The 23150-nt window shown below is 60.0% G+C and carries 24 protein-coding genes and 1 other RNA gene; 8 read left to right on the plus strand and 17 right to left on the minus strand.

From position 1 onward, the window contains the following. The first annotated feature begins 10 nt into the window (after positions 1 to 10). Positions 11 to 934, plus strand: coding sequence for an alpha/beta hydrolase (locus ACR0AI_RS11925; protein WP_480674631.1), 924 nt, complete (start codon positions 11 to 13; stop codon positions 932 to 934). Between the two features lie 85 nt (positions 935 to 1019). On the opposite strand, the gene ACR0AI_RS11930 is transcribed toward ACR0AI_RS11925, so the two are convergent. The 13 genes from ACR0AI_RS11930 to ACR0AI_RS11990 form a co-directional block, all read right to left on the minus strand. After that, the gene (locus tag ACR0AI_RS11930) at positions 1020 to 1856 is read right to left on the minus strand and encodes an alkaline phosphatase family protein (RefSeq protein WP_480674629.1); all 837 of its coding nucleotides are present in this window, start codon (positions 1854 to 1856) and stop codon (positions 1020 to 1022) included. A gap of 142 nt (positions 1857 to 1998) precedes the next feature. Further along, the gene (locus tag ACR0AI_RS11935) at positions 1999 to 3639 is read right to left on the minus strand and encodes an ABC transporter ATP-binding protein (protein WP_170374802.1); all 1641 of its coding nucleotides are present in this window, start codon (positions 3637 to 3639) and stop codon (positions 1999 to 2001) included. Further along, positions 3636 to 4451, minus strand: a complete 816-nt coding sequence (locus tag ACR0AI_RS11940; RefSeq protein ID WP_170375341.1) for an ABC transporter permease — start codon at positions 4449 to 4451, stop codon at positions 3636 to 3638. Before ACR0AI_RS11940 ends, ACR0AI_RS11935 begins: the two co-directional genes overlap by 4 nt. Next, positions 4451 to 5407 carry an ABC transporter permease gene (locus ACR0AI_RS11945; protein ID WP_170374804.1) on the minus strand — a complete coding sequence of 319 codons (957 nt, stop codon included), beginning with the start codon at positions 5405 to 5407 and terminating at the stop codon, positions 4451 to 4453. The genes ACR0AI_RS11940 and ACR0AI_RS11945 overlap by 1 nt, the downstream gene beginning before the upstream one ends. 15 nt (positions 5408 to 5422) lie before the next feature. Then, positions 5423 to 7009 (minus strand): ABC transporter substrate-binding protein, encoded by a 1587-nt coding sequence (locus tag ACR0AI_RS11950; RefSeq protein ID WP_480674627.1) that lies wholly within the window; start codon positions 7007 to 7009, stop codon positions 5423 to 5425. A gap of 231 nt (positions 7010 to 7240) precedes the next feature. Further along, positions 7241 to 8344 (minus strand): DUF4147 domain-containing protein, encoded by a 1104-nt coding sequence (locus ACR0AI_RS11955; RefSeq protein WP_480674625.1) that lies wholly within the window; start codon positions 8342 to 8344, stop codon positions 7241 to 7243. Beyond that, positions 8344 to 8781 (minus strand): D-aminoacyl-tRNA deacylase, encoded by a 438-nt coding sequence (dtd, locus tag ACR0AI_RS11960; protein WP_480674623.1) that lies wholly within the window; start codon positions 8779 to 8781, stop codon positions 8344 to 8346. The genes ACR0AI_RS11955 and dtd overlap by 1 nt, the downstream gene beginning before the upstream one ends. A gap of 114 nt (positions 8782 to 8895) precedes the next feature. Continuing rightward, on the minus strand, positions 8896 to 9984 hold the full coding sequence (locus tag ACR0AI_RS11965; RefSeq protein WP_480674621.1) for a TFIIB-type zinc finger domain-containing protein: 1089 nt from the start codon (positions 9982 to 9984) through the stop codon (positions 8896 to 8898). Between the two features lie 18 nt (positions 9985 to 10002). Next, entirely contained in the window at positions 10003 to 11151 is a 1149-nt protein-coding gene (locus tag ACR0AI_RS11970) for an SPFH domain-containing protein (RefSeq protein ID WP_480674619.1), read from the minus strand. 22 nt (positions 11152 to 11173) lie between these two features. Further along, a complete protein-coding gene (locus ACR0AI_RS11975) occupies positions 11174 to 12130 on the minus strand; it encodes a DUF2927 domain-containing protein (protein ID WP_480674617.1) in 957 nt (318 codons plus the stop codon). A gap of 12 nt (positions 12131 to 12142) precedes the next feature. Then, a complete protein-coding gene (locus tag ACR0AI_RS11980; protein ID WP_170374831.1) occupies positions 12143 to 13333 on the minus strand; it encodes a toxic anion resistance protein in 1191 nt (396 codons plus the stop codon). Between the two features lie 33 nt (positions 13334 to 13366). Continuing rightward, on the minus strand, positions 13367 to 14281 hold the full coding sequence (locus ACR0AI_RS11985; RefSeq protein ID WP_480674615.1) for a 5-bromo-4-chloroindolyl phosphate hydrolysis family protein: 915 nt from the start codon (positions 14279 to 14281) through the stop codon (positions 13367 to 13369). 174 nt (positions 14282 to 14455) lie between these two features. Next, on the minus strand, positions 14456 to 15271 hold the full coding sequence (locus tag ACR0AI_RS11990) for a pseudouridine synthase (protein WP_480674613.1): 816 nt from the start codon (positions 15269 to 15271) through the stop codon (positions 14456 to 14458). Positions 15272 to 15332: 61 nt separating this feature from the next. Here ACR0AI_RS11990 and ACR0AI_RS11995 point away from each other — a divergent pair, with 61 nt between their 5' ends. Continuing rightward, a complete protein-coding gene (locus ACR0AI_RS11995; RefSeq protein WP_480674611.1) occupies positions 15333 to 15785 on the plus strand; it encodes a nucleoside deaminase in 453 nt (150 codons plus the stop codon). Here ACR0AI_RS11995 and ACR0AI_RS12000 read toward each other — a convergent pair. Together ACR0AI_RS12000 and ACR0AI_RS12005 are read right to left on the minus strand one after the other, a co-directional pair. Next, complete coding sequence (locus tag ACR0AI_RS12000; protein WP_480674609.1) at positions 15782 to 16948, minus strand: M24 family metallopeptidase; 1167 nt, start codon at positions 16946 to 16948, stop codon at positions 15782 to 15784. The genes ACR0AI_RS11995 and ACR0AI_RS12000 overlap by 4 nt on opposite strands. Continuing rightward, positions 16948 to 17640 carry a metal-dependent hydrolase gene (locus ACR0AI_RS12005; protein WP_480674607.1) on the minus strand — a complete coding sequence of 231 codons (693 nt, stop codon included), beginning with the start codon at positions 17638 to 17640 and terminating at the stop codon, positions 16948 to 16950. The genes ACR0AI_RS12000 and ACR0AI_RS12005 overlap by 1 nt, the downstream gene beginning before the upstream one ends. Positions 17641 to 17698: 58 nt before the next feature. Between ACR0AI_RS12005 and ACR0AI_RS12010 the strand changes: the two genes are divergently transcribed. Beyond that, positions 17699 to 18355, plus strand: a complete 657-nt coding sequence (locus ACR0AI_RS12010) for a ceramidase domain-containing protein (protein ID WP_480674605.1) — start codon at positions 17699 to 17701, stop codon at positions 18353 to 18355. Here ACR0AI_RS12010 and ACR0AI_RS12015 read toward each other — a convergent pair. Together ACR0AI_RS12015 and ACR0AI_RS12020 are read right to left on the minus strand one after the other, a co-directional pair. After that, a complete protein-coding gene (locus ACR0AI_RS12015) occupies positions 18346 to 18909 on the minus strand; it encodes a DUF4202 domain-containing protein (RefSeq protein ID WP_480674603.1) in 564 nt (187 codons plus the stop codon). The genes ACR0AI_RS12010 and ACR0AI_RS12015 overlap by 10 nt on opposite strands. A gap of 146 nt (positions 18910 to 19055) precedes the next feature. Next, positions 19056 to 19214 carry a hypothetical protein gene (locus ACR0AI_RS12020; protein WP_170664811.1) on the minus strand — a complete coding sequence of 53 codons (159 nt, stop codon included), beginning with the start codon at positions 19212 to 19214 and terminating at the stop codon, positions 19056 to 19058. Between the two features lie 219 nt (positions 19215 to 19433). On the opposite strand from ACR0AI_RS12020, the gene gatC reads away from it, so the two are divergent. The 5 genes from gatC (at position 19434) to rnpB (ending at position 23145) form a co-directional block, all read left to right on the plus strand. Beyond that, positions 19434 to 19721: an Asp-tRNA(Asn)/Glu-tRNA(Gln) amidotransferase subunit GatC gene (gatC, locus tag ACR0AI_RS12025; protein WP_170325838.1), complete on the plus strand. Its 288-nt coding sequence runs from the start codon at positions 19434 to 19436 to the stop codon at positions 19719 to 19721. 3 nt (positions 19722 to 19724) lie between these two features. Beyond that, positions 19725 to 21212, plus strand: coding sequence for an Asp-tRNA(Asn)/Glu-tRNA(Gln) amidotransferase subunit GatA (gene gatA, locus ACR0AI_RS12030; protein WP_480674601.1), 1488 nt, complete (start codon positions 19725 to 19727; stop codon positions 21210 to 21212). A gap of 38 nt (positions 21213 to 21250) precedes the next feature. Next, positions 21251 to 21952: a hypothetical protein gene (locus tag ACR0AI_RS12035; RefSeq protein ID WP_480674599.1), complete on the plus strand. Its 702-nt coding sequence runs from the start codon at positions 21251 to 21253 to the stop codon at positions 21950 to 21952. Beyond that, entirely contained in the window at positions 21903 to 22619 is a 717-nt protein-coding gene (locus ACR0AI_RS12040; RefSeq protein WP_480674669.1) for an N-acetylmuramoyl-L-alanine amidase, read from the plus strand. The genes ACR0AI_RS12035 and ACR0AI_RS12040 overlap by 50 nt, the downstream gene beginning before the upstream one ends. A gap of 126 nt (positions 22620 to 22745) precedes the next feature. After that, an RNA gene (gene rnpB, locus ACR0AI_RS12045) (RNase P RNA component class A) lies at positions 22746 to 23145 on the plus strand. The last annotated feature ends 5 nt before the right edge of the window (positions 23146 to 23150 follow it).

Raw genomic sequence — 23150 nt, forward strand, 5'->3', positions numbered from 1 at the left:
GGGAGTGAACATGGATTATGAACGTCTGATTGATGAGGAAACTTGGGCGTTCATAAGACGCACGGCTGAAAGCTATCCTGACGATGCGGTGGATCTGTCAATCGAAGACCAGCGCAAGGTTTATGACAAGATGTGTCAGGATTTTCGCCAGCCGCGACCCGAAGGGGTGGCGGTGCAGGACCTGTCCGCCAATGGCGTGCCGGTCCGTATTTATACCGCTGGGCAACCGACACGAACCGTCGTCTATTTCCATGGCGGCGGTTTCGTCGTTGGCGGGCTGGAAAGCCACGACGATGTCTGCGCCGAGATTTGCGCACAGACCGGATATCGGATTGTCGCCGTCGACTATCGCCTGTGTCCCGAATACGTGCATCCGGCCCAGTTTCAGGATTGTTGGACTGCTACAAACTGGGCAGCGGAAGAGTTCGGCGACCCGATGATCCTGGCTGGTGACAGCGCAGGGGGCAATCTGGCCGCATCTGTTGCTCACCACGCGCGGGGTCGGCTAGAGAACATCTTGGGGCAGGTCCTGATCTACCCCGGGCTGGGCGGTGATACGTCCAAAGGCTCGTATATCGAACACGCGCATGCGCCGTTGCTGACGCTTCAGGATATTAAGTTCTACGAAACCGTCAGATGCGGAGGGCCAGCCCCGAGCGGTGATCCAACCTTTGCCCCGCTTCAGGATACCGACTTCTCGAGCTTGCCACCGACCGTTGTCATCACCGCCGATTGCGACCCTCTCAGGGATGATGGATCAGATTATTGCGCTGCGATCCAATCCGCCGGAGGACGGGCAGAATGGATCAACGAACCCGGCCTCGTCCATGGCTATCTGCGCGCCCGAACCTCGGTCAAGCGCGCGGCAGATAGTTTTGAACGGATTTCCATCGCCATTGAGGCGCTGGGGCAGGGGATCTGGTCCTACGACTAACCCATCTCGGGTCCAGTATAGAAAAGGAATGCCCTGCCAAGTTCAGGACATTCCTGCCGCCGTATGTGGCAGCGAAGTGCTTTGATCAGCTCAGGAAGGGCTTGGCCTTCATCGTGTCCGCAAGCGGCGCGCCCATACGGGTCAGGATGGTAGGGGCAAGCTGTAGCTGGTCGATCACGGTATCGGCCTCTGGGCCTTCTGCATCGCCAAAGTAGTAGAGCGCGGTTTCCTGTTGCAACGGGCTGCGCCCGCCGTGGTGACCGCGTTCGTCCTGCCCGTGATCGGCGGTGACGATGACCTCATAGCCCAGCTTGCGCCAGTTCGGAATGAAGGGGGCCAGCATCTCATCCATCACGAAACAGGCGTGGTCCATTTCCTCGCAATCGTGGAAGAAGCGATGGCCCATGCTGTCCAAGGTGCACGTGTGCAGGATGCCGTAGTCCAACCCGTGGCGCAGGCACAGGTTCGTCAGCGTGGCAAACAGATCGACATCGCAGGGCGTCATCTGGTTGGCCTTGCCATAGCCGGTCATGCTGTGGAACCGGCCATGGTTGATGGTTTGGCTCTCGTACTCGTCGTATTCCACGTCGCGCACATAGTCGAACGGATGGCGGTTGAAGAACTGCGACCAATAGCTGTGGGTGACGGCTCCGGTCACTCCCCCGGCCTCGCGGACCTGGCTGAATACGTCCTTGTGGCTTAGGCGGAAGACGTTGCCGTTGCCGGTGCAACCATGCTCCTGTGGGGTCACGCCCGTGTGGATCGAGGCATAGCAACTGGCCGAGGTCGATGGCAGGACCGAGCGGAGTTTCCACACGCGGGCCTCACCACTATCGACCCAACCTTCGAGATTGCCGAACAACCGGCGGAAGTTGCGCCACGGGACGCCGTCCAGAATGATGAGGAGGAGTTTGCGGTCCATGATCCGACCCTTTTCGAGAGTGTTTCCGGCGACCCTAGAAGATTCGTAGCACTTGGGCTGCCCATTCCCGCCCCGAATAGCAAAATCCCGACACCTGTTTTTGACACGTGCCGGGATTTCGTAGCTTTGATCGGGGTAGAGATCAGTTCCCTGCCGCCTCCATCTTGCGGTTGGCAACGACTTTTTCCAGCCAGCCCAGCTCCATCTCGGGAACCGAGCTGAGCAGCAGGTCAGTATAGTCGTCGAATGGCGGACTAAGCACCTGAGACTTCGAGCCATAGCGCGCGACGCGACCCTGATACATAACCGCGATGCTGTCGCTGATTGCGCGGACCGTCGCCAGATCATGGGTGATGAACAGGTAGGCCACATCCTCGATCTTCTGGAGGTCCAGCAGCAGCTTCAGGATGCCGTCAGCTACGAGCGGATCAAGGGCCGAGGTGACCTCATCACAGATGATCATCTTAGGCTTGGCCGCCAGTGACCGCGCGATACAGACACGCTGTTTCTGCCCACCGGAGAGTTCCGCCGGGTAGCGATCGATGAACTTTTCACCCAGTTCGATCTCATCCAGCAGCTCGACAACGCGTTTGCGTTTCTCGGCCCCGCGCATGTTGAAGTAGAACTCCAACGGGCGGCCGATGATCGTGCCGACGGTCTGACGCGGGTTCATCGCAGTGTCCGCCATCTGATAGATCATCTGCAGTTCTCGCAGGTCTTCGCGTGTGCGCCCCTTCAGATCCGAGCTCAGCTTGCGCCCGTTGAAGGTGATCTCACCCTCACGTGCGGGCAGCAGGCCGGTAATCACACGCGCCAACGTGGACTTGCCCGACCCGGATTCGCCCACAACCGCCAATGTTTGCCCCGGATAGAGCTCAACATTGACGTTGTGCAGAACATCAAAGTTCAGACCCTTATAGCGCGCGGTAATTCCGTCGACTTGAAGAACCGGCTCTGCGGTCGGCTTTTTCTCTTCGTGTTCGATAGACCGGACCGAGACCAGGGCTTTGGTGTAGTCTTCCTGAGGGTTGTTGATGATCTGATCGGTATTGCCGTACTCGACCGTGTCGCCCATCCGCAGAACCATGATGTCATCGCTGACCTGCGCCACAACCGCAAGGTCGTGGGTGATGTAGAGCGCGGCGACGCCGGTATCTGCAATGGCTTCTTTGATCGCCATCAGAACGTCGATTTGGGTGGTCACGTCCAAGGCCGTGGTGGGTTCGTCGAATACCACCAGATCAGGCTCAGGGCACAAGGCCAGCGCGGTCATGCAGCGTTGCAGCTGACCACCGGAAACCTGGTGCGGGTAGCGACTGCCGATATTGTCCGGATCGGGCAGGCCCAGCTTGGCGAAGAGTTCACGCGCACGGGCCTCAGCCTGTTTGCGGGTGAATTTCTTCTGCTCGACCGCCGCTTCGACGACCTGATCCATGATCCTTTTGGCAGGGTTGAACGACGCGGCAGCGGATTGGGACACATAGGTGACCTCACCCCCACGCAGCTTGCGGATATCCCCATGAGATGTCTTGAGGATATCGCGTCCGTTGACCCAGACCTCGCCGCCGGTGATCTTCACGCCACCCCGGCCATAGGCCATTGAGGCCAGGCCGATGGTGGATTTACCGGCACCGGATTCGCCGATTAGCCCCAGCACCTTGCCGCGTTCAAGGTCAAAGCTGACCCCATGCACGATTTCGATGTCATGGGGCTTTTCGCCCGGCGGATAGACGGTCGCGCCGATCTTGAGGTCGCGGACCTTGAGAAGGATATCGTCGCTCATCCCCGGCCTCCTTTCAGCGATGTGGTGCGGTTCAGAACCCAGTCAGCCACAAGGTTGACCGAGATGGCCAGCGTCGCGATGGCGACGGCGGGCCACAGCGCAGCACCGATGCCATAGACGATACCGTCCTTGTTTTCCTTCACAATGCCGCCCCAGTCCGCCAGCGGCGGTTGCACGCCCAGGCCCAGGAAGGACAGGGTAGAGATGAACAGAACCATGAAGATGAACCGTAGACCAAACTCGGCCACCAGCGGTGACAGAGCGTTGGGCAGGATTTCCCGGAAGATAACCCATGCGCGCCCTTCACCGCGCAGTTTCGCGGCTTCAACGTAGTCCATCACGTTGATGTCGACCGCGACCGAGCGCGACAGTCGATAGGGGCGGGTTGCGTCCAGCAGGCCCATCACAAGGATCAGGATCGGAACGGTCACCGGAACGATGGCCAGAATAACCAGCGCAAGGATCAGGGTCGGGATCGACATGATCAGGTCAACAGTCCGGCTGAGTGCCTGATCCGCCCATCCGCCCAGAACAGCGGCCAGCAAACCCAGAGACGTACCGGTCAGAAAGCTGAGCAACGTGGCTGCGGCGGCGATGAAGATCGTCGTGCGCCCGCCATAGATCATGCGGGTCAGTAGGTCCCGCCCAATATTGTCTGTACCCAGCAGATGTTCGGCGCTGGCTGGCTCCCACACATCACCAACAACTTCTGCCATTCCATAGGGCGCAATCAGGGGGGCCGCGATGGCCACAAAGAAATATGCGCCAGTGAACAAGAGGCCAATCAGTGCCGAAAGAGGAATGTTCTTTATCATTTCGGATGCCTCAGTCTTGGGTTGGCAAGGATCGACACGATATCGGCAACCATGTTCAGGCCGATATAGACGGCCGCGAATACAACGCCACAGGCCAACACGACGGGCACGTCACGTTTGGTCACCGCATCCACCAGATACTGCCCCATGCCAGGATAGACGAACACAACCTCGACTACGACGACGCCGACGACCAGATAGGCCAGGTTCAGCATCACAACGTTTACGATCGGGGAAATCGCGTTGGGGAAGGCATGGCGTGCAATGACCTGAAAAGTGCTGAGGCCCTTTAGTTCGGCTGTTTCGATATAGGCCGATTGCATGAGGTTCAGAATGGCCGCGCGGGTCATGCGCATCATTTGCGCCAGAACCACCAGCGTCAGAACGAAAGCCGGCAGCGCAATTGCATTCAGCTTCTGTCCGAAGGTCATTGAATCGTTGATCATCGCCAGGGATGAGAACCAGCCCAGTTTGACCGAGATAAAGTAGATCACCACGTAACCGATCAGAAACTCGGGGATTGAAACGGTTGTCAGAGTAATCGCCGAGATCAGCTTGTCGGGCCAGCGATTGCGGAACCGAACTGCCAGAAGGCCAAGGAAGATCGCAAGCGGAACAGACACGATTGCAGCGACGCAAGCAAGGAACAGCGTATTGCCCAGGCGTTTTCCGATGCTCTCGGAAATATCAAGTTTGTTGGTGAGGGATTGCCCTAGATCGCCTTGCGCGATGCCACCCAACCACTCGAAATAGCGGGTTAGGGCAGGGCGGTTCAGGCCCATCTCTTCTCGTAGGTTGGCAAGGGCCTCAGGGGTTGCGGACTGCCCCAGGACGGCTTGCGCGGCGTCTCCGGGAAGGGCTTCGGTCAGGCCAAAAATCAGAGCCGAAGCGCCGAGCAGCAATAGGAGTCCCAGCGCAAGGCGCTGGGAAACCAGTTTGATGATAGGATGCATTATCCGTTGCCCGAGTTACACGAACCACATCTTGCGCGACATGTTGCCGTTCATCATCTCTTGCGTCGGATCAGATTCCCAACCGTCCAGCTGGTTGCTGATGCCTTCAACAAAGTCGTTGAACATCGGGCAAATCAGGCCGCCTTCGTCGCGAACCATTTGGCCCATCTGGCTGTAGATGCCCTTGCGTTTCTCGGCGTCCAGTTCGGCGCGCGCTGCGAACAGCAAGTCGTCGAAGGCCTGAACCTTGAAGCGCGTGTCGTTCCAGTCTGCGCTCGACAGATACGCGGTCGAATACATCTGGTCCTGGACCGGACGACCACCCCAGTAAGAGGCACAGAACGGCTGAACGTTCCACACTTCCGACCAATAGCCATCATTGGGTTCACGCTTGATTTCCAGCGGGATACCTGCCTGTGCAGCGGTTTGTTGGAACAGCGCCGCCGCATCCACAGCACCGGGGAAGGCGCCATCTGCAACGCGCAGAATGATCGGCGATCCATCGTGGCCGGATTTCTTGTAGTGCTCGGCTGCTTTTTCAACGCTGAACTCTCGCTGCTCAATGGTTTCATCGAACAAGGGGTAGGCCGCGTTGATCGGCATGTCGTTCCCGATCGAGCCATAGCCACGCAGAACTTTGTCCACCAGATCCGCGCGGTTGATAGCGTATTTCAAAGCCGTGCGCAGTTCGTTGTTGTCGAACGGAGCCGTGTCACAATGCATGATGAACACATAGTGGCCACGACCAGCGGTCGAATGGACAGTCAGGTTTGGTGCGCGGCCCAGCAGGTCGGCAACTTTAGGCTCAACGCGGTTCACGGCGTGAACCTGACCCGATTGCAGCGCGGCTGTCCGGGCGGTTGCGTCGTTGATGACTACCACTTCGACGCTGTCAAAGTTGCCGAAATCGCTGTTCCAGTGGTTTTCGTTCTTGGTGAACAGGTGGCGGACGCCGGGTTCATCAACTTCCAGCTTATACGGGCCTGTGCCGATACCGGCTGCCGGGTTCTCCATGCCACCGTCAGGCTGAATAATCAGGTGATAGTCGGCCATCAGATAGGGAAGGTCGGCGTTGGGCTCGGACAGGGTGACCTGGAAGTTGTCGCCATCGGCCTTCATCGACTCGATGCCCTTCATGATGCCCAATGCACCGGACTTGGAGTCTTCGTTCGAGTGGCGCTGCATGGTTTTCAGCACGTCTTCGCTGGTCATGGTCTTGCCGTTGTGGAACTCGACCCCTTGACGCAGCTTGAAGGTCCAGACCTTCGCGTCTGCACTGCCTTCGACGCTTTCGGCTAGGCGTGGCTCGATCGTGCCGTCGGGTGCAACTTCGACAAGTTGGTCGCCAAACTGTTTGCCGTTCTGGAACGGGACCGAGCTTGCATAGGTCGCCGGGTCCAGCGAGTTGGTCGATTCGCCGCCCTGCAGGCCGAATTTCAGATCGCCACCCTTTTTCGGGCCGGCTGCACGGGCCGCGTCGGCAAACATCGTGCTGGCCATGGCTGCCGAAACGCCAAGAGCGGCGGCTTTGCCCATGAACTCGCGACGGGTCAGTTTGCCTGCCGTCACCTGTTTGGACATGTGAGTGAGTTGTTCGTTCATTCAGAAGCTCCCAGTTGGTTGTGTCCGCCCGTTTTCGGGCTTTTTATTGACGCGTGAGTCAACGTTGACGCATTTCAGCGGGTCGGGCAAGTGGAATTCCGTGTCGCAAATGTGCCTTGCCTGACAATACCGTGTTTATCAAAGCCGTCATAGCGCCGTGTCTTCGCGTCCTCCGCTATGACGAAAATGATCTATTGGTTGCCTTGGTCGGTATCGGGAGAATACGTCATTCTAATCCCGAATTGCGACAATCAGGTCCATGACATTGGTTCCTGTCGGCCCGGTCACCAGCAAAGCGCCTGCGTTTTCCAGGAAGGCCCCACTATCGGCGGCAGCCAGCGCCTCGTACGCGCCTTCGGCCCATGTGGTACCAGAAACGACCCCGCCCGCTGCGTTGGTTGGGCCATCCGTTCCGTCGGTTCCTCCGACCACGACCGTGATATCTTCAAGGCCGGAAATCTCGTGCGCCAGTGCCAGTGCCAGTGCCTGATTGCGCCCACCCTGTCCGGGGTTTGGGGGCAGCACAACAGTCGGCTCGCCGCCAAAAACCATGACGCCTGATCCCATCTGCCTTAGCTTCTCACCGATTGCGGTGGCGACAGCTTGATAATCGTCATGCAAGGCCTCTTCATTGGCCAGTACCGACAGACCCGTATCCTCGGCCGCTTCGGCGGCTGCCGCACGGGCATGGGCGTTCGAGGCAATGATCTGCGCTTCGGCCTCGTAAGAGACCTGTTCAGGCAGCGCGCCGATGCCCGAACCGATAACGTTCAGATCATCCCCCGGCACGTCCGAGATCGCCAGAACCGTGACCTTTCGGCCTTTGAGCCGGGACAGCAATCCTCCGCCTTTGACCTGCGAAATCTTGCGTCGTTCCGCATTCATCGCCCCGATATCAAGTCCCTCGGAGAGCAGCTTATTGTTCAACGCCTCCAGATCCTCAAGCGTTTTGCCACCTATCAAATCTTCAGCCAGCGAGGACGCGCCGCCCGACACCAACAGGAGCAAATGCGCCTCGGGTGGCATGGCCTCGACCGCAAGGCGTAGCGCCCTGCCGCCTGCCAGGCTGCGGCTATCCGGGACGGGATGAGAGGCCTCGATTACCTCAACGCCCTCCGGCAAGTCGCGCCCGTGATCGTCCTTGGTGACCACCAGCGTTGGGATGTCTCCGAAATGATCCAATGCCGCTCGGGCCATCGCCGCCGCAGGTTTGCCCACGGCCAATATTCGATCCGGTTTTGCAACATCGGATAGTGCTTTTCGGGTCGCCGTGTATCCGTCTGCCGCCGCGACTCCGGCTTGCCAGAGTGCGATTGCCTGTTCAGCGCGGGTCATCAATTCTCCATCCAGATTGTCACTGGCCCATCATTGACCAGCTCAACGGCCATGTCGGCCCCAAATTGCCCTGTCTCAACCGCGATTCCGCACGCGGCGAGGTTCTTGGCAAAGGTTTCATAAAGGTGTTTTCCGATATCCGGCGCAGCGGCCTGCGAAAATCCGGGCCGGTTACCGCTGGCCGTATCCGCAGCAAGAGTGAACTGGCTGACAACGAGAGCCGAGCCGCCAATGTCCACAACAGACCGGTTCATTTTGCCGGCGTCATCCTTGAAGATGCGCAGCTTGGAGATTTTCGCAGCAAGTTTCGAGGCATTCTCTTCGCTGTCGCCCTGCATCGCGCATACGAGAATCATCAGGCCCGGTCCCGATTGACCGACAACAGCGCCATCCACCGAGACTGACGCTCTAGAGATCCGTTGTAAGACTGCGCGCATCGCTCTCCCCAAATCGCATGCGTTCAGCAGTCGGTTTAGCCGCCGGAGGCCCGCTTGTCATCCAGCGTCTTGCGCGTAGTCGGGAAAACGTCTGCCTGTGTGATTTTGCTGGGCTCACCCCTGCGACGTCGCCATCACGTACCCCACGCCTGCCGCCACCAGCAGGCCGAGGACCACCGCAATGGTTATCTTGATCGCAGACCACGGTCGTTCCCCCTGCACCCGGCCAGTGCGCCCGTTGACCACAAACCGATAGGTTTGCCCGCGATACTTATAGGCAGCCATCCAGATGGGCAGCAGGATATGCTTGAACGTCACATCGCGCACATCAGTGTCCACCGCATGAATACGCTGTCGATCGCCGCCAATGTCAAAGCGCACGTCACGCTCGATCACGCGCACCATATGTGCCCGCGCCTCGGAATACCCATCGGGCAACTCGACCGAATAAGCCTCGGCCCGGAACCCCGCCAGGTATTGCGGCTGGTAGGGTTCAAGTGCGGGCAGATCCCAGGGCTCCAACGCGTCTGTATATTTCTTGGGCAGAGAGCGTGACGCCAACACCAGAACGTCATCAAAGAACCGCGCGACGCGACCGGATTTTGGACTCCAGCGCACTTTGGCTACCTGTTGCTGCACTCGCTTCCCGTCGCGCATAACAGTGCGCGTTTCATAGTAAACGGTGCCGCGCTCCCCGCGATAGCTGGATTTGGTGTCCGCGTCGAAGGTCCAGTAGGGCACGTAAATGCCCTGCATTTTTCGGCCCTTGCGCGCATAGTCCTTCAGCCCGTTCGGCGCGAACCAAAGCCGACCCAGCCAATCCCCCATCGCCTTGTGGGCCGACCGTTCATCCAGCGCAAAGGGCAAAACACCCTTGGGTTTGATATGCCGGTTGATGCCCGTATCCGTCACCACCGGAGTGGCGCAGAACGGACATTCTGCTGCGTGGGTATTCGGGTCGAACTCGACCTGAGCGGCACAGTTCGGGCAGGACAGAACCCGCGTTTCCTCAATTTCGCTGTCCGGAAGGCGGTCTGCGATGGCGGCGTCAAAATCCAACTCGCGTAGGCTCGCGCCGCCCCAAGGGCCTGAGCCAATGGGTTCTGAATGGCCGCAGTGGTCACAGGTCAATGTGCCATCGCCGGGATTGAACCGGTAGTCCGCGCCACATTGGTCGCAGGGAAAGCGGTGTTCTTCAGTCATCCGTCCGCCTGCTACCGCTTACGCACCCGGCGGAGGCGGGGGCAGGATCGTGAACAGTTGCGCCAACTCCTGCACCTCACCGGCTTTTTTCCAGCCATCCTGACCAGCGGTCCACACATGTGTCTCGCGTGTCAGTTCTCCGTCCGTGGCCATACGCCCCATCTTGGCCTTCGAGAACGGTCCGCTGGTCTGACCGTCCACCGCGATATGCCATACATGCTCAACGGGCGCAGGGGGCGGCGAGGCCGCATGCGCGGATGGTTGCGGGGCAGCGGGGGCAGGCGATCCCCAAGGGCCGCTCGGTTGGCCCGCTGCCATGTTCGCCATCTGATTGGCCATCGCCATGCCCATTCCCATGCCAAGACCCGCGCCCATGCTGCCGCCCTGACCGGGGTTGTTGGCCGCAGCAGTCATCGCCTCGGCGGCGGAATACTGCGTGAACTTGCCCAGATCGCCCGCCAGCCCCATCGAGGTACGCTTGTCCAAAGCGGCCTCTACCGCAGGCGGAAGCGAGATGTTTTCGATGTAGAACTCGGGCATCTCAAGCCCGTAGCCATCCAACACGGGCGAGACTTCGGCTGCGATCAGTTTGCCCAGATCGGCGGTGTTCGCCGCCATGTCGAGAACCGGAATGCCGGATCCAGCGATCACGCGGCTGAACTCTTGTACGATGATGTTGCGGACCTGAAAGCTGATCTCATCCATGGTGAATTCACCATCGGTTCCGACGATCTCGACCAGGAATTTCGCCGGGTCTTTCACCCGCACCGTATAGGTTCCATAGGCCCGAATGCGGGTTGGTCCGAATTCGGGATCGCGCAGCATGATCGGGTTCTTGGTACCCCATTTCAGATCATTGAACCGCGTGGTGTTGACGAAATAGATCTCGGACTTGAACGGGGACTGAAAGCCGTGATCCCAGTGCTGCAGGGTCGTCAGGATCGGCATGTTGTTGGTCTCAAGCATATAAAGACCCGGCGTGAACACATCCGCCAGTTGCCCTTCATGGACAAACACCGCCGCCTGACCCTCGCGGACGGTCAGCTTGGCACCATACTTGATCTCGTGCCCTTCGCGTTCGAACCGCCAGACCATGGTGTCTCGGGTGTCATCGACCCAGTGAATAACGTCGATAAATTCTCCGGTCAGAAAATCGAAAATTCCCATTTGGGTTCTCCTGTCCTTGGGGTCAGAGCGGCTGCCCCATCAATTCGCGCGCAATGATCCGCACCACCGGGCGGGCCTGATCGACCGTCACTCCGGGCGAAAGACGCGGATCATAGAGCATTGTCAGCAGTTTCTCATCATGACTTGTCAGCAACGCAAATTCGTCATCATCGTTGAAGATCGAGGGCCGCGCGGCGGGGCTGTCGTTGGACAGGCCCAGCCCTTGCGCAATCTCTTCGTGAATACAGCTGCGACGCACCAGATCGGGCAGTTCCGACCGGATCAGCGTCACAGCGCGCACGTATTTGTTCGGATCATTGCGGGTGGCCGAGGCGAACACAAAACAGTCGAAACTCGCGCGCGGATTGGCGACCAGATCCAGTGAGGCCTGACTGATGTTGGGCACCAGTTCCTTGAGCCGAGTGACAACATAGGCGCTGTCATCTTTGCCAGCAAAAAACACATGGAAATTGGCCTTGCGACTGACGGTCGAGATCGGATGACCGGTCAGTTTGGCCAGCCTTGCGGCATAGGACTGCACCTGATCCGCGTCACTAGTGCGAGTCGCGGGCAGGACCGAGGGTCCGAACTCGGTTTGGATGCGAACTGGTCCTGACCAGCGGCTGAGTTGCCCATCCGTTTGCCGCGACCCGAGCGAGACAGTGTGATCAGGATATTCGCTATAGAAGGCGATGGCCTCAAAATTCCGGCTCAGGTCGTCGGCGTCATAAGGGGTGTCTGGTCCGCCGCCATCGGTACGCAGCAGGCCGCGGGTCAGCAGGTCCCGCTCGATCCGCTGATAGAACCGCGCGAGGTCCTGACTGGCCGCGGATGGCGGCACATAGGCATTCGCTGCGGGTGGCGGGGCCGATGGCCGCACCTGCGGAACGACCGAAGAGGTCAGCGCCTCTTCGCACCCCGCAAGCGCTAGAAGCCCCAGAACACCTAGGCCCGTTTTGAGAAAGCTCAAAGGCCGCACGCCCAGCCCACCTTATCCCGGAACAGCCGTTCCGGCGTTGTCGCCGGTCCCGTCACGCCGTGCCTTGGCGGCTGCCAGTGTGTCACGCAGTTCGGCCTCCATCTTCTGAAGCTCTTGTTCGGCGGCTGCACGTTTGGCTTTGCCTTCGTCTGCGATCGCCAGACTTTCATTGATCGTGCCGATCAGATCAGCATTGGCCTGTTTGACGGCTTCGATGTCGAACACGCCACGCTCCATCTCTTCGCGGATCATCTTATTCGACTCGCGCAGGTTGGCCGCGTTCGAGGTCAGAAGCTCGTTGGTCAGATCATTGGCGTCGCGCACGGCAGCGGCGGCTTCGGCGCTGCGCTGGATGGTGACGGCCTGCGCCAACTGGGTTTCCCACAGGGGAACCGTGTTGACCAAGGTTGAGTTGATCTTCGTGACCAGAGATTTGTCGTTCTCTTGCACCAACCGGATCGAGGGCAGTGACTGCATCGTCACCTGCCGGGTCAGTTTCAGGTCATGCACCCGGCGTTCCAGATCGTCGCGCGCGGCGCGCATGTCGCGCAGCTCCTGCGCTTTCATGACCTGCTGATCTTCGGGCGCTGCCTGAACCTCGGCCTCTTTCTCGGGGATGTCGTGGCTGTCCAGCTCGGTCAGCTTTTCCTCGCCCGCAGCGATGTAAAGCGCCAGTTCATCATAGAACCCCAGCGTCTTTTCATAGAGCAGGTCCAGCGACTTGATGTCTTTCAACAGAGTGTGTTCATGGGACAGCAAATCGTCTGTGATGCGGTCGATCTGGCCCTGAACCTCTTCGTACTGGGCTGTGAACTTGGCAAAAGGCGCGGCACGGCCCAGTAGTTTCTCCCACCAGCTGCGTTCGCGCCGCACGTCCAACTCACTGACCGAGAACCCCCGGATCGTGGTGACGATGTTGCGCAGGCTGTCGCCTGCTGGGCCAACATCCTTGTTGCGCACATCCGCCAGCATGGCTTGGCTGATCTCTTGCAATTCGGCCTGCGCGGACGAGCCGAAGGCGACGATCGAATTGGTGTTGCCCATGTCGATCTCATCCATCCGCTTGCGGATCTCGGCGCTGACGGGTTCGTCGGCCTCTTCAAGCGAGACGACCTCGGCCTGCGGTTCGGGCAGGGCCACGGCGGTGACCTCTTGTACCAGTGTTTCGGCCTCAACCGCTTTGTTCTTGATCTCGTCGGACATAGGGGAGTTCCTCGCTCAAATAAGAAGGGCCGGTCAGTCCAGCCGGACGCCTTCGCGCTGCAGTCTGTCACGCAGCACGTCGATTTCGACCGTCAAATCACTACGGTCATCCAATAGCATTTTGCGCGTACGCGCGGCGAAATTTTGTTCCAGATCATCCAATAGGGCAGAGTAATCTGCCAAGGCCTGTCCGTCGCGGGTGCGGGCATATAAATCCGCGAACTTGACCGTAGCATCACGTGCGCCCTGTAGATACACGGTCAGATACTTCCGTGCGCCCGCCAGATCGCGCGGATCTTCTTCGACCGTGCGGAACAGATCACGGGCGGTGTCCTGAAATCGCTCGACTCGCGCCTCGATCCGTCGATCTCCGGCCCGTTTGATCGCATCCGTCATCTCGGCCAGATGCTTTTCGGCGTCATCGACGACGCGGGCGACACGGTCTTGCTGGAACGTGTCGATGCCCTCCATGCCCTTGTTTTTCATGGGATCCAAGCCGAAGGACACGGAATGCAGGGTCGCGGCGGCGGCGCCAAACAGGATCGGGGCTACAAGGCTTGCTTGCGCCGCGGTCTCAGCGTCCAGAAACTCGGTCCGGTAGGACGCGAGCGCAGCTCCAAGCCCGGTCAGAACGCTGGCAAAGATCTTACGAGGGAAGGCTGGGCGACGCGCGGTTTTGCGGGCGTTATAGGCGGCCTCGGCCCGCAACCCTTCGCGCAGCAAAAACGCGGCGGCTGTCAGAATGCCGGCGGCAACAAGGCCCATGGTCATGCCAATCGCGCCGTCATTCAGCGATAAAAAGACCAGAGGGATCGCGGGAATGAACAGGATGTTTGCCCGCGCGCCTGCAGGCTCGACCCGAGCATTGTCAAACTGGCCGCGCGGCAGCGGGCTGTCTGGCGAGTCCTCACCCTGAGGGCTGTATTTGCCACCGAACCGTTTGGCCATGGCTACAGACCCCCAAGCAGGCCGGTGCAGACGCCAAATAGCAGCACCAGAAGGGCCGCATAGGCCAGTTTTTGCACTCCGCTCCCGGACATTCAGTCCCCCAAATAGCAGCACTCACAGAAAATTTAGGGGATACGAGGGCTTGGCGCTAGGGGGAAGGTTGCCAAACCCGCATCACTTGCGGGGTTTCTTGCCGATCGGAGGGCGTTTTCGCTGCGGTCGGGTCGCGCGTTTCGCTGTTCCTTCGGGTTTTTCATCCCCATCCAGACCCAACTGGTCGCGCATAACGCGGCGGCGGACTTCTTCAACCTCACCCGGTTTCAGGTCGCCCAGTTGGAACGGCCCGTAAGACACACGCAGCAGGCGGTTTACGGTAAAGCCGATATCCTCCATCGCGCGGCGGATCTCGCGGTTTTTGCCTTCGCGCAGGCCGATGGTCAGCCAAGCATTCGCGCCCTGCTGACGATCCAGCGAGACGGTCATGGGCTGAAACCGCTCGCCCTCGATCACAAGACCCTTGCGCAAGGGGGCGAAATCTTCGTCCTTGGGGCGTCCATTCACCCGAACGCGATATTTGCGCAGCCAACCGGTTGAGGGAAGCTCCAGCTTGCGTTTGATGCCGCCATCATTGGTCAGCAGCAACAACCCTTCGGAATTCAGATCCAACCGGCCAACGGACATCACCCGAGGCATGTCTTCGGGCAGTTCGTCAAAGATCGTCGCGCGGCCTTTTTCGTCCTTGGTCGTGGTCACCAGACCAGTCGGCTTGTGATAAAGCCAAAGCCGCGAGGGTTCAGGGTCCGACACCGGCTTGCCGTCGACGGTGATCCTGTCTTTGCCGGTCACGTTCAGGGCAGGGCTTTTGATAGCCTTACCGTTCACACTGACACGGCCTGCTTCGATCATGCGCTCAGCCTCGCGCCGCGAGGCAACGCCAGCACGGGCAAGGACTTTGGCGATCCGGTCGCCGGGAGGAGGGGTGTTGCTCATGGCAGGGCCATACCCCATCCCGCCCGCTTGCGAAAGGCAGGTTTCTGAGGCAGTCAGGGGCATGGTGTTCAAATCACATATGGACAAGGCACTGGCCGAGGCCCGCGCGGCCGCCGAACGGGGAGAGGTTCCCGTCGGCGCGGTGATCGTCGCGCCTGATGGCCGGGTCGTTGCCTCTGCCGGGAATCGCACGCGAGAGCTGAACGACCCGACCGCTCATGCGGAGATCCTGGCGCTGCGCGCTGCATGTGCCGAGGCAGGCTCGGAAAGGCTGCCCGGTCATGACCTTTATGTGACGCTAGAGCCTTGCGCGATGTGCGCAGCGGCTTTGGCCGCAGCACGCATCCGCCGCCTCTACTACGGCGCGTCCGATCCGAAATCCGGTGGCGTCGCGCATGGCGCACGGGTGTTTGCGCACCCGCAGGCTCATCACAAGCCTGAGGTTTATGATGGCATCGCCGCTGACGAAGCTGCCGACCTGCTCAGGCGCTTTTTCGCGAGCCAACGCGATTAGGATTTAACTACCATCTCACGCGGGATATCGGCCAGCGGTTGGCCGCCCTCCGGCGTCACCACAAAGCTCTCGGTTATCGCCAGCCCCCAGTCCGGAGTCCACAGTCCTGGCATCAAGTGAAACGTCATGTTTTCCTGCAATGCCGTGGTGTCGCCGGGACGCAGGCTCATCGTGCGCTCTCCCCAGTCGGGCGGGTAGCTGAGGCCGATGGGATAGCCGGTGCGGTTGGCCTTTTCATATCCGGCGCGGGCGAAACTGTCGTAGACGCAAGTGGCGATTTCCTCGCATGTGGTGCCGGGGCGGGCGGTTGCCAAAGTGGCCTCAATCGCCGTCAGAACCGCCGCTTCGGCCCGGCGGATGTCATCCGGTGGATCGCCCAGAAACAGGCTGCGGCTGGCGGGACAGTGGTAGCGCCGGTAGCAGCCGGAGATCTCGAAATAGGTGGCCTCTCCTCGCGCCAAAGGCCTGTCATTCCAGGTGATATGCGAAGCCGAGGCCTCACGCCCCGAGGGTGCAATCGGTACAATCGCCGGGTAATCACCCGCCAAACCGGGCAGGCCTGCAATGCCTGCGGCCTGCACTTGGGCGACCAGTTGGTTCTTGGGTAGGCCTTCGCGAAATGCCTCGCGCAGCACCCCATGCATATGCGCGGTCAACTGGCCCGCCTTGCGCATCATGTCGATCTCAGCATCGCTTTTGACCGCACGCTGCCAGTTCACCAGACCCGTGGCGTCGATCGTTTCGCCGAAGGCGCGTTCAAGAATAAGATGGCTTGCGGCGGAGTAGTAGTAATTGTCCATCTCGACGCCCAGCCCTCGGGTCCAGTCCCGGTCGCGCAGCGCGAGAACCAAAGCGTCGACGGGATGGTGATCGGGGTGTTGGACGTGTTCTTCCGGCCAGTCCAGCAGGTCCGACGGATCAAGCCACGTGGTCTGCGCGGCGCCGGCCTTGTCCTGCGTGCGCCCCCACCAAAGCGGCGCGCCTTGTGCAGGCAGGATCACCATCTGCGGGACGTAGAAGCTCCAGCCGTCATACCCGGTAAGCCAGGCCATGTTGGATGGGTCGGTGACCAGCAGAGTCTCAATCCCGCGCGCGTTCATCGCCGCGCGGGTCTTGCTCAGACGATCCGCGTATTCCTGCGCGCTAAAATCTGACGCCGGCATCAGAGGGCGATCGCTTTCATGACTTCAGGCTCGATCACGTCCACACCGGGCAGGCCGTCGATCAGAGTCTGCGCGGATTGCTCAAGTATGGGGAAAGTTCTGTAGTGGCAGGGAATCACCGTTTTGAAATCGAAGTACCGCTTGGCGGCATAGGCGGTGGCTTTCATATCCATTGTGAAATGTCCGCCCGCCGACAGTATGCCGATATCGGGTTTGTAGTAATCCCCCATCCAATCCATATCCGCCATGACATCGGTATCACCGGAGACATAGAGCGTACGCCCCTCGGCTGCGATCATGAATCCGACCTCACTGCCGCCGGTGCGCAGCCCGTCCGGGGTCGAGAAGGTCGAGCTGTGCGAGGCAGGCACCATCGTGACCTTGATGCCGTTCAGATTGACAGTTCCGCCTTTGTTGAAGCCGATGGTCTCGATCCCTTCGGCCTCGGCCCAATAACCCATGAGGTCGTACTGACCGACCACCGGCACCTTCAGGTGTTTGGCCAAAGGCAGGATGTCGACGACATGGTCGAAATGCGTGTGGGTCAGAAGGATATGCGTGGCACCTTCGACGGCTGCATCATGCTGATCCTCGGGCAGTGACGGGTTGCCGGTCAGCCAAGGGTCGACCAGCAGCACCTGACCTTCGGTTTCAATGCGAAAGCTGCCATGGCCCAACCAAATGATGTTCATGAGAAATCCTCCTGCGATGCCTATTGGCATCACACTAGCATCCGTTATGTAAAAGTTCATGGATTGGTTTCAGGAAATTGATGGGTATTGCGAACGCCTTACCCCCGCCTATTGGGCCGAGCCGATCAACGCGGTGACCAACGCTGCGTTTCTGATCGCGGCTTTCATCATGTGGCGCAGGGTGCGCGGGCAGGGGATGCCTCTGGCCATGCTGCTGGTTGTGATTCTCGCCGCGATCGGGATCGGCAGCTATCTGTTTCACACCCACGCGCAGGTCTGGGCAGCGTTGGCCGATGTCGCGCCGATCCTTCTGTATATTCTGATCTATATCTTTGCGATCAATCGGGACGTCTGGCGGATGCGTCCTCTGCCCGCCGCGATGGTGACCGCGCTTTTCATTCCCTATGCCGCCGCGACCCTGCCGCTGTTTCAACTGGTTCCGGGGTTAGGAGGGTCCGCCGCATACGCTCCGGTGCCGCTGCTGATTCTGATCTATGCGTTTCTGCTACGCAATCGCACGCCGGAAACGGCACGAGGGCTAGCGATTGGCGCGTTTATCCTGATCGCCTCGATCACCTTCCGCGCTTTGGATGAACCACTCTGTATGCAACTCCCGCTGGGCACGCATTTCATGTGGCACATCCTGAACGCCACCATGCTGGGCTGGATGATCGAGGTCTATCGCAGGCACATGACCCGTGCGTCTCAGTCCTGAAAGGCCGCGGCCAGGTTTTCGGGCAGATCGAACTCTTGCAGAACCCGCGCGCGGCCCTCGGCTGACATCTTCCGGGCTGTCTTTTCGACAATGCTCTGAATCTTTTCGGCCGAGTGTTTTGCGGCGAAAGGCGCGAAATACCATTTCAGGAACACAAAGCAGATGACATCCTCAAGCGCCTGAACCTCATCATCGCGCTTGATGCCTTGCTTGCGTAGCATGCGACCGGTCGCGTCGATGTCATCCGCGTCGTATCCGGCCTGCTGCATCAGGCCCATGACAACCTCGGCGTGATGGACGCCCTGCGCTTTGCGCCATGCCAGATATCCGGCGCGGCCTTCGGGATATTCACTGCGCGCCAGCTTCCAGCGTTCGACATGCTGCCCGCGCGCGGCAATCTGCAACATGTCCGAGGCGTCAGGGAACAACCTGTCCATCTCGGTGCTCATGCGCTGGCCATAGATCAGCTCGACCGGTTGGCCGTCTTCGATGTTGGGGTCTTGCCTGTTGGCCGCATCAATCGCGTCCAGAACGGCTTGCTTACGCGCGCTCATCTTCTGCTCCGTTGGTTCTTGCCGAACCAAACTTACGGTTCGACGCATCACTCGGTCTACCGTAGCGGGTCGCGTCGAAAAGAGCAGCAGTCAATTGTTGCCGTCCGGGCCGGGCAGTTATGACCCGACCCGGGGCAGGGGGTCTATCACTTGTTCGTCTTGACCTGATCCTGGCTGACAACCTCGGGGGCAGGTGTGGGGAAGGTCAGATCAGGTGTCAGGGTATTCATTGTCGGGCCAAAAGCCTGTGCTTGCGACGCTACAACAGTGGTGGCCACTACAAATGCAATCAGGAAGGTTTTCATGTCTCTACTCCGGGTTTTGGCTGTGCCGTGGAATAGAAATGAACTGTTTAGTTCAGTTTTTCAAGAGTAAAAATGAACTAAACAGTTTACTTTTTTGCATGAGAGGTATGCAAAATGGAAAAGAGGCCATGTCAGATGATGCCAGGGCAGACCCTATCGCGCTCTTGCGACCCGGACCCTGGACGGGTAAATGCCCCCTAACGCATATGAGGTTTTCCGATGTCGATTGACCAAAGCACCGCCGCCAAGGTGGCCAAACTGGCCCGGATCAAGGTCGAGGATGACGCGCTGCCCGCGCTGGCGTCCGAATTCAACACCATCCTTGGGTTCATCGAGCAACTGAACGAAGTGGATGTCGAAGGTGTCGAGCCGATGGTCTCGGTCGAGCCGATGCGCCTGAAACGTCGTGAGGATGTGGTCACCGACGGAAACCAGCAGGACAAGGTTCTGGCCAACGCCCCCGACGCCCGCGAGGGCTTTTTCGCAGTCCCCAAAGTGGTGGAGTAAGACATGAGCGATCTGAACAAACTGGGCCTGGCCGAGGCCCGCGATGCGCTGCGCAAGGGTGACGTGACCTCGGTCGAGCTGACCGAATCCTGCCTGAAGGCCATTGATGACGCTGACGCGCTGAACGCTTTTGTCCACAAAACGCCCGAGATCGCGCTGGAGCGCGCCAAGGCTGCGGATGAGCGGATCAAGGGCGGCGACGCGCCGTCGATGTGCGGTCTGCCGATCGGCATCAAGGACCTGTTCTGCACCAAGGGTGTGCCTTCGCAGGCGGCATCCAAAATTCTGGAAGGCTTCAAGCCCGAATACGAATCCACCGTATCTCAGCAACTGGCCGATGCTGGTGCTGTTATGCTGGGCAAACTAAACATGGACGAATTCGCCATGGGCTCGTCCAACGAAACCTCGGTCTACGGCAACGCGGTCAGCCCGTGGCGTCGCGGGAATGATGATGCGCAGTTGACACCAGGCGGTTCGTCGGGTGGTTCGGCGTCTGCTGTGGCGGCGGACCTGTGTCTGGCCGCGACCGGCACCGATACAGGCGGTTCGATCCGTCAGCCTGCCGCTTTTGTTGGCATCACCGGTATCAAGCCGACCTATGGCCGTTGCTCCCGCTGGGGAATCGTGGCCTTTGCCTCTTCGCTGGATCAGGCCGGTCCGATGACCAAGAACGTGCGTGACGCGGCGATTATGCTGGAAACCATGTGTGGTCATGACCCGAAGGACTCCACCAGCACCGAACTGGCCGTCCCGAATTTCGAGGCGATGCTGACCGGTGACATCAAAGGCAAGAAGATCGGTATCCCGAAAGAATACCGCATGGACGGTATGCCTGCCGAGATCGAAAAGCTCTGGGCCGATGGCGCCGCGATGCTGAAAGACGCGGGCGCCGAGATCGTCGATATCTCGCTGCCACACACCAAATACGCGCTGCCTGCGTACTATGTGATTGCGCCTGCTGAGGCGTCCTCGAACCTCGCCCGCTATGATGGCGTGCGCTATGGCCGCCGCGCGCAGCTGTCGCAGGGCGACGGCATCACCGAAATGTACGAGAAGACCCGTGCCGAGGGCTTCGGTCACGAGGTGCAGCGCCGCGTGATGGTCGGCACCTATGTGCTGTCGGCGGGCTTCTACGACGCCTACTACAACCGCGCCCGCAAGGTCCGTACTCTGATCAAGAAGGACTTCGAGGATGTCTTCGCAGCAGGCGTCGACGCGATTCTGACCCCGGCCACCCCGTCCGCATCCTTCGGTCTGGGCGAGATGACCGAGGCCGATCCCGTTCAAATGTACTTGAACGACGTCTTCACCGTGACTGTGAACCTTGCCGGCCTGCCGGGGATTTCGGTGCCTGCAGGGCTCGATAAACAAGGGCTGCCACTGGGTCTGCAACTGATCGGTCGGCCCTGGGACGAGGGCGATCTGCTCAATACCGCCTATGCGTTGGAAAACGCCGCTGGTTTTGTGGCAAAACCGTCGAAATGGTGGTAAGCCTCGGGCCTGAAAGACATCAGACACGGAGGCGCAGCATGCGCTCTTTGCCTCTTATCGCGGCGATCTCGCTGATCGCCGCCTGTGATACGGTCACACCGATTGGCGGAACCGATTTCAACACGCCCGAGTATCAAGCGCAGCGTGAGGCTCAACTGTCCGGGCAGGGGAACGTCGTAAACCCGCTGCTTGCCCCGGTAGATGTTTCGGAGCAGGCCCTAGGTGCACCGGGTTCGGCGTCGAACCTGCCAGTTGCGACCGGTGCCAATGCCGACATTGCCAATCAGACGGCGGCGGCTTTGGCCAGCACTTCGACGCAGCCAACGGTCACTTCGGTGCCCAACAATACCGGCATCTCCGACGAACAGGATTTCGGAGCCGTGTCCGAGCGCCGCAGCATCGAATCCGACGCCGCCCGCATCGAACAGAACCGCCAGACCTACGAAGTGGTTGCCCCTACGGCCGTGCCTGAACGTGGTACCGACGGCCAGCCCAACATCGTGCAATACGCGATCAGCACATCCAACCCGGTGGGCACCCAGCTTTACAGCCGCGCGGGGTTCAACCTGCAAGCCAAAGCACAGCGCAACTGCGCGCAATTCCCCTCGCCAGATCAGGCCCAGATCGCCTTCCTGTCAAATGGAGGGCCACAGCGCGACCGCAAAGGACTGGACCCGGATGGCGACGGCTATGCCTGCAGCTGGGACCCGAGCCCGTTCCGCAGTGCCATCAACAACTAAGCCTGCGCCGATCTGGCACGCTTCGCCGAATTTCGGCCTCCGCCGCGATGTCCTGACGCCGACGCTGATTGTCCTGCACTACACCGCGATGGATAGCGCTCAGGCGGCGCTGGAGCGCCTCTGCGACCCACAAGCCGAGGTCTCAGCACACTACTTGATCGGTTCTGACGGTACGCTCTGGCAGATGGTGCGCGAAGAGGACCGTGCATGGCACGCCGGTGCGGGCGAATGGCATGGTCAGACCGACATCAACTCGCGCTCCATCGGGATCGAACTGGATAACACCGGAGCACACCCTTTCTCGAATTTGCAATTGGCAACACTGGAAACCCTTCTGCCTCAGATCATGTCGCGCTGGGCGATTCCGCCCGAGGGCGTGATTGGCCATTCTGACATGGCCCCCGGCCGAAAAAGCGACCCCGGATCAAAGTTCGACTGGCAGCGGCTCGAACGTCAGGGTTTGGCCGCCGCACGCGGAACCCAAACCGCCCCGGCAGACATCACGTGCGACAACTTCCGCACACTGGCCCGCGCCGCAGGTTTCACTGCCGATGTCCCGAACGAGACGCTTCTGGCTGCCATACGCCTACGATACCGCCCCTGGGGCACGGGCCCACTCTCTCTTACCGATTTCAAGGCACTCAGCCCGGCCCCACGCACAACCTGATCCGCTCTTCATCTGGCCAAAAATATCCTGGGGATGAATTGGCTGCAGGCCAAGTAGGGGCTGGCCTCTTCTTCCGTCCCGTCCACTCTTGACGCGACCGAGAACACAGCATACCCACCCCTCTGCGCGGAGGGCCGGATGGCCGCTGGGGTCGCAAGACCCGAGAGGAAAGTCCGGACTCCACAAGGCAACGGTGCCGGGTAACGCCCGGGCGGGGTAACCCGACGGAAAGCGCCACAGAAATCAGACCGCCTGCGACTTCGGTCAAAGGTAAGGGTGAAACGGTGGGGTAAGAGCCCACCGCGCCGCTGGCAACAGCGGCGGCACGGCAAGCCCCACCGGGAGCAATGCCAAATAGGGTCCCCGCGCGGGATGGTCGGCGTCTGCCGATACCACCGCTAAGCGCGTCTTGGCCGAGAGGGACCGGGTTGGCAGCTTGAGCCGCGCAGCAATGCGCGGCCTAGAGGAATGGTCATCGAAGGGGGCAACCCCGGAACAAGATCCGGCTTACAGGCTCTCCGCGCGTATCCT

The sequence above is a fragment of the Ruegeria sp. BG3 genome (genome assembly GCF_056538485.1).

Coding starts and splice junctions, on each gene's coding strand:
- ACR0AI_RS11950 (WP_480674627.1), bottom strand. CDS start 7,009: ATGAACGAACAACTCACTCACATGTCCAAACAGGTGACGGCAGGCAAA.
- ACR0AI_RS11930 (WP_480674629.1), bottom strand. CDS start 1,856: ATGGACCGCAAACTCCTCCTCATCATTCTGGACGGCGTCCCGTGGCGC.
- ACR0AI_RS11955 (WP_480674625.1), bottom strand. CDS start 8,344: ATGACCCGCGCTGAACAGGCAATCGCACTCTGGCAAGCCGGAGTCGCG.
- ACR0AI_RS11985 (WP_480674615.1), bottom strand. CDS start 14,281: ATGGCCAAACGGTTCGGTGGCAAATACAGCCCTCAGGGTGAGGACTCG.
- ACR0AI_RS12020 (WP_170664811.1), bottom strand. CDS start 19,214: ATGAAAACCTTCCTGATTGCATTTGTAGTGGCCACCACTGTTGTAGCG.
- ACR0AI_RS12015 (WP_480674603.1), bottom strand. CDS start 18,909: ATGAGCGCGCGTAAGCAAGCCGTTCTGGACGCGATTGATGCGGCCAAC.
- ACR0AI_RS11965 (WP_480674621.1), bottom strand. CDS start 9,984: ATGACTGAAGAACACCGCTTTCCCTGCGACCAATGTGGCGCGGACTAC.
- ACR0AI_RS11990 (WP_480674613.1), bottom strand. CDS start 15,271: ATGAGCAACACCCCTCCTCCCGGCGACCGGATCGCCAAAGTCCTTGCC.
- ACR0AI_RS12040 (WP_480674669.1), top strand. CDS start 21,903: ATGCCTGCAGCTGGGACCCGAGCCCGTTCCGCAGTGCCATCAACAACT.
- ACR0AI_RS11980 (WP_170374831.1), bottom strand. CDS start 13,333: ATGTCCGACGAGATCAAGAACAAAGCGGTTGAGGCCGAAACACTGGTA.
- ACR0AI_RS11995 (WP_480674611.1), top strand. CDS start 15,333: ATGGTGTTCAAATCACATATGGACAAGGCACTGGCCGAGGCCCGCGCG.
- dtd (WP_480674623.1), bottom strand. CDS start 8,781: ATGCGCGCAGTCTTACAACGGATCTCTAGAGCGTCAGTCTCGGTGGAT.
- gatA (WP_480674601.1), top strand. CDS start 19,725: ATGAGCGATCTGAACAAACTGGGCCTGGCCGAGGCCCGCGATGCGCTG.
- ACR0AI_RS11935 (WP_170374802.1), bottom strand. CDS start 3,639: ATGAGCGACGATATCCTTCTCAAGGTCCGCGACCTCAAGATCGGCGCG.
- ACR0AI_RS12010 (WP_480674605.1), top strand. CDS start 17,699: ATGGATTGGTTTCAGGAAATTGATGGGTATTGCGAACGCCTTACCCCC.
- ACR0AI_RS12035 (WP_480674599.1), top strand. CDS start 21,251: ATGCGCTCTTTGCCTCTTATCGCGGCGATCTCGCTGATCGCCGCCTGT.
- ACR0AI_RS12005 (WP_480674607.1), bottom strand. CDS start 17,640: ATGAACATCATTTGGTTGGGCCATGGCAGCTTTCGCATTGAAACCGAA.
- ACR0AI_RS11945 (WP_170374804.1), bottom strand. CDS start 5,407: ATGCATCCTATCATCAAACTGGTTTCCCAGCGCCTTGCGCTGGGACTC.
- ACR0AI_RS12000 (WP_480674609.1), bottom strand. CDS start 16,948: ATGCCGGCGTCAGATTTTAGCGCGCAGGAATACGCGGATCGTCTGAGC.
- gatC (WP_170325838.1), top strand. CDS start 19,434: ATGTCGATTGACCAAAGCACCGCCGCCAAGGTGGCCAAACTGGCCCGG.
- ACR0AI_RS11925 (WP_480674631.1), top strand. CDS start 11: ATGGATTATGAACGTCTGATTGATGAGGAAACTTGGGCGTTCATAAGA.
- ACR0AI_RS11970 (WP_480674619.1), bottom strand. CDS start 11,151: ATGGGAATTTTCGATTTTCTGACCGGAGAATTTATCGACGTTATTCAC.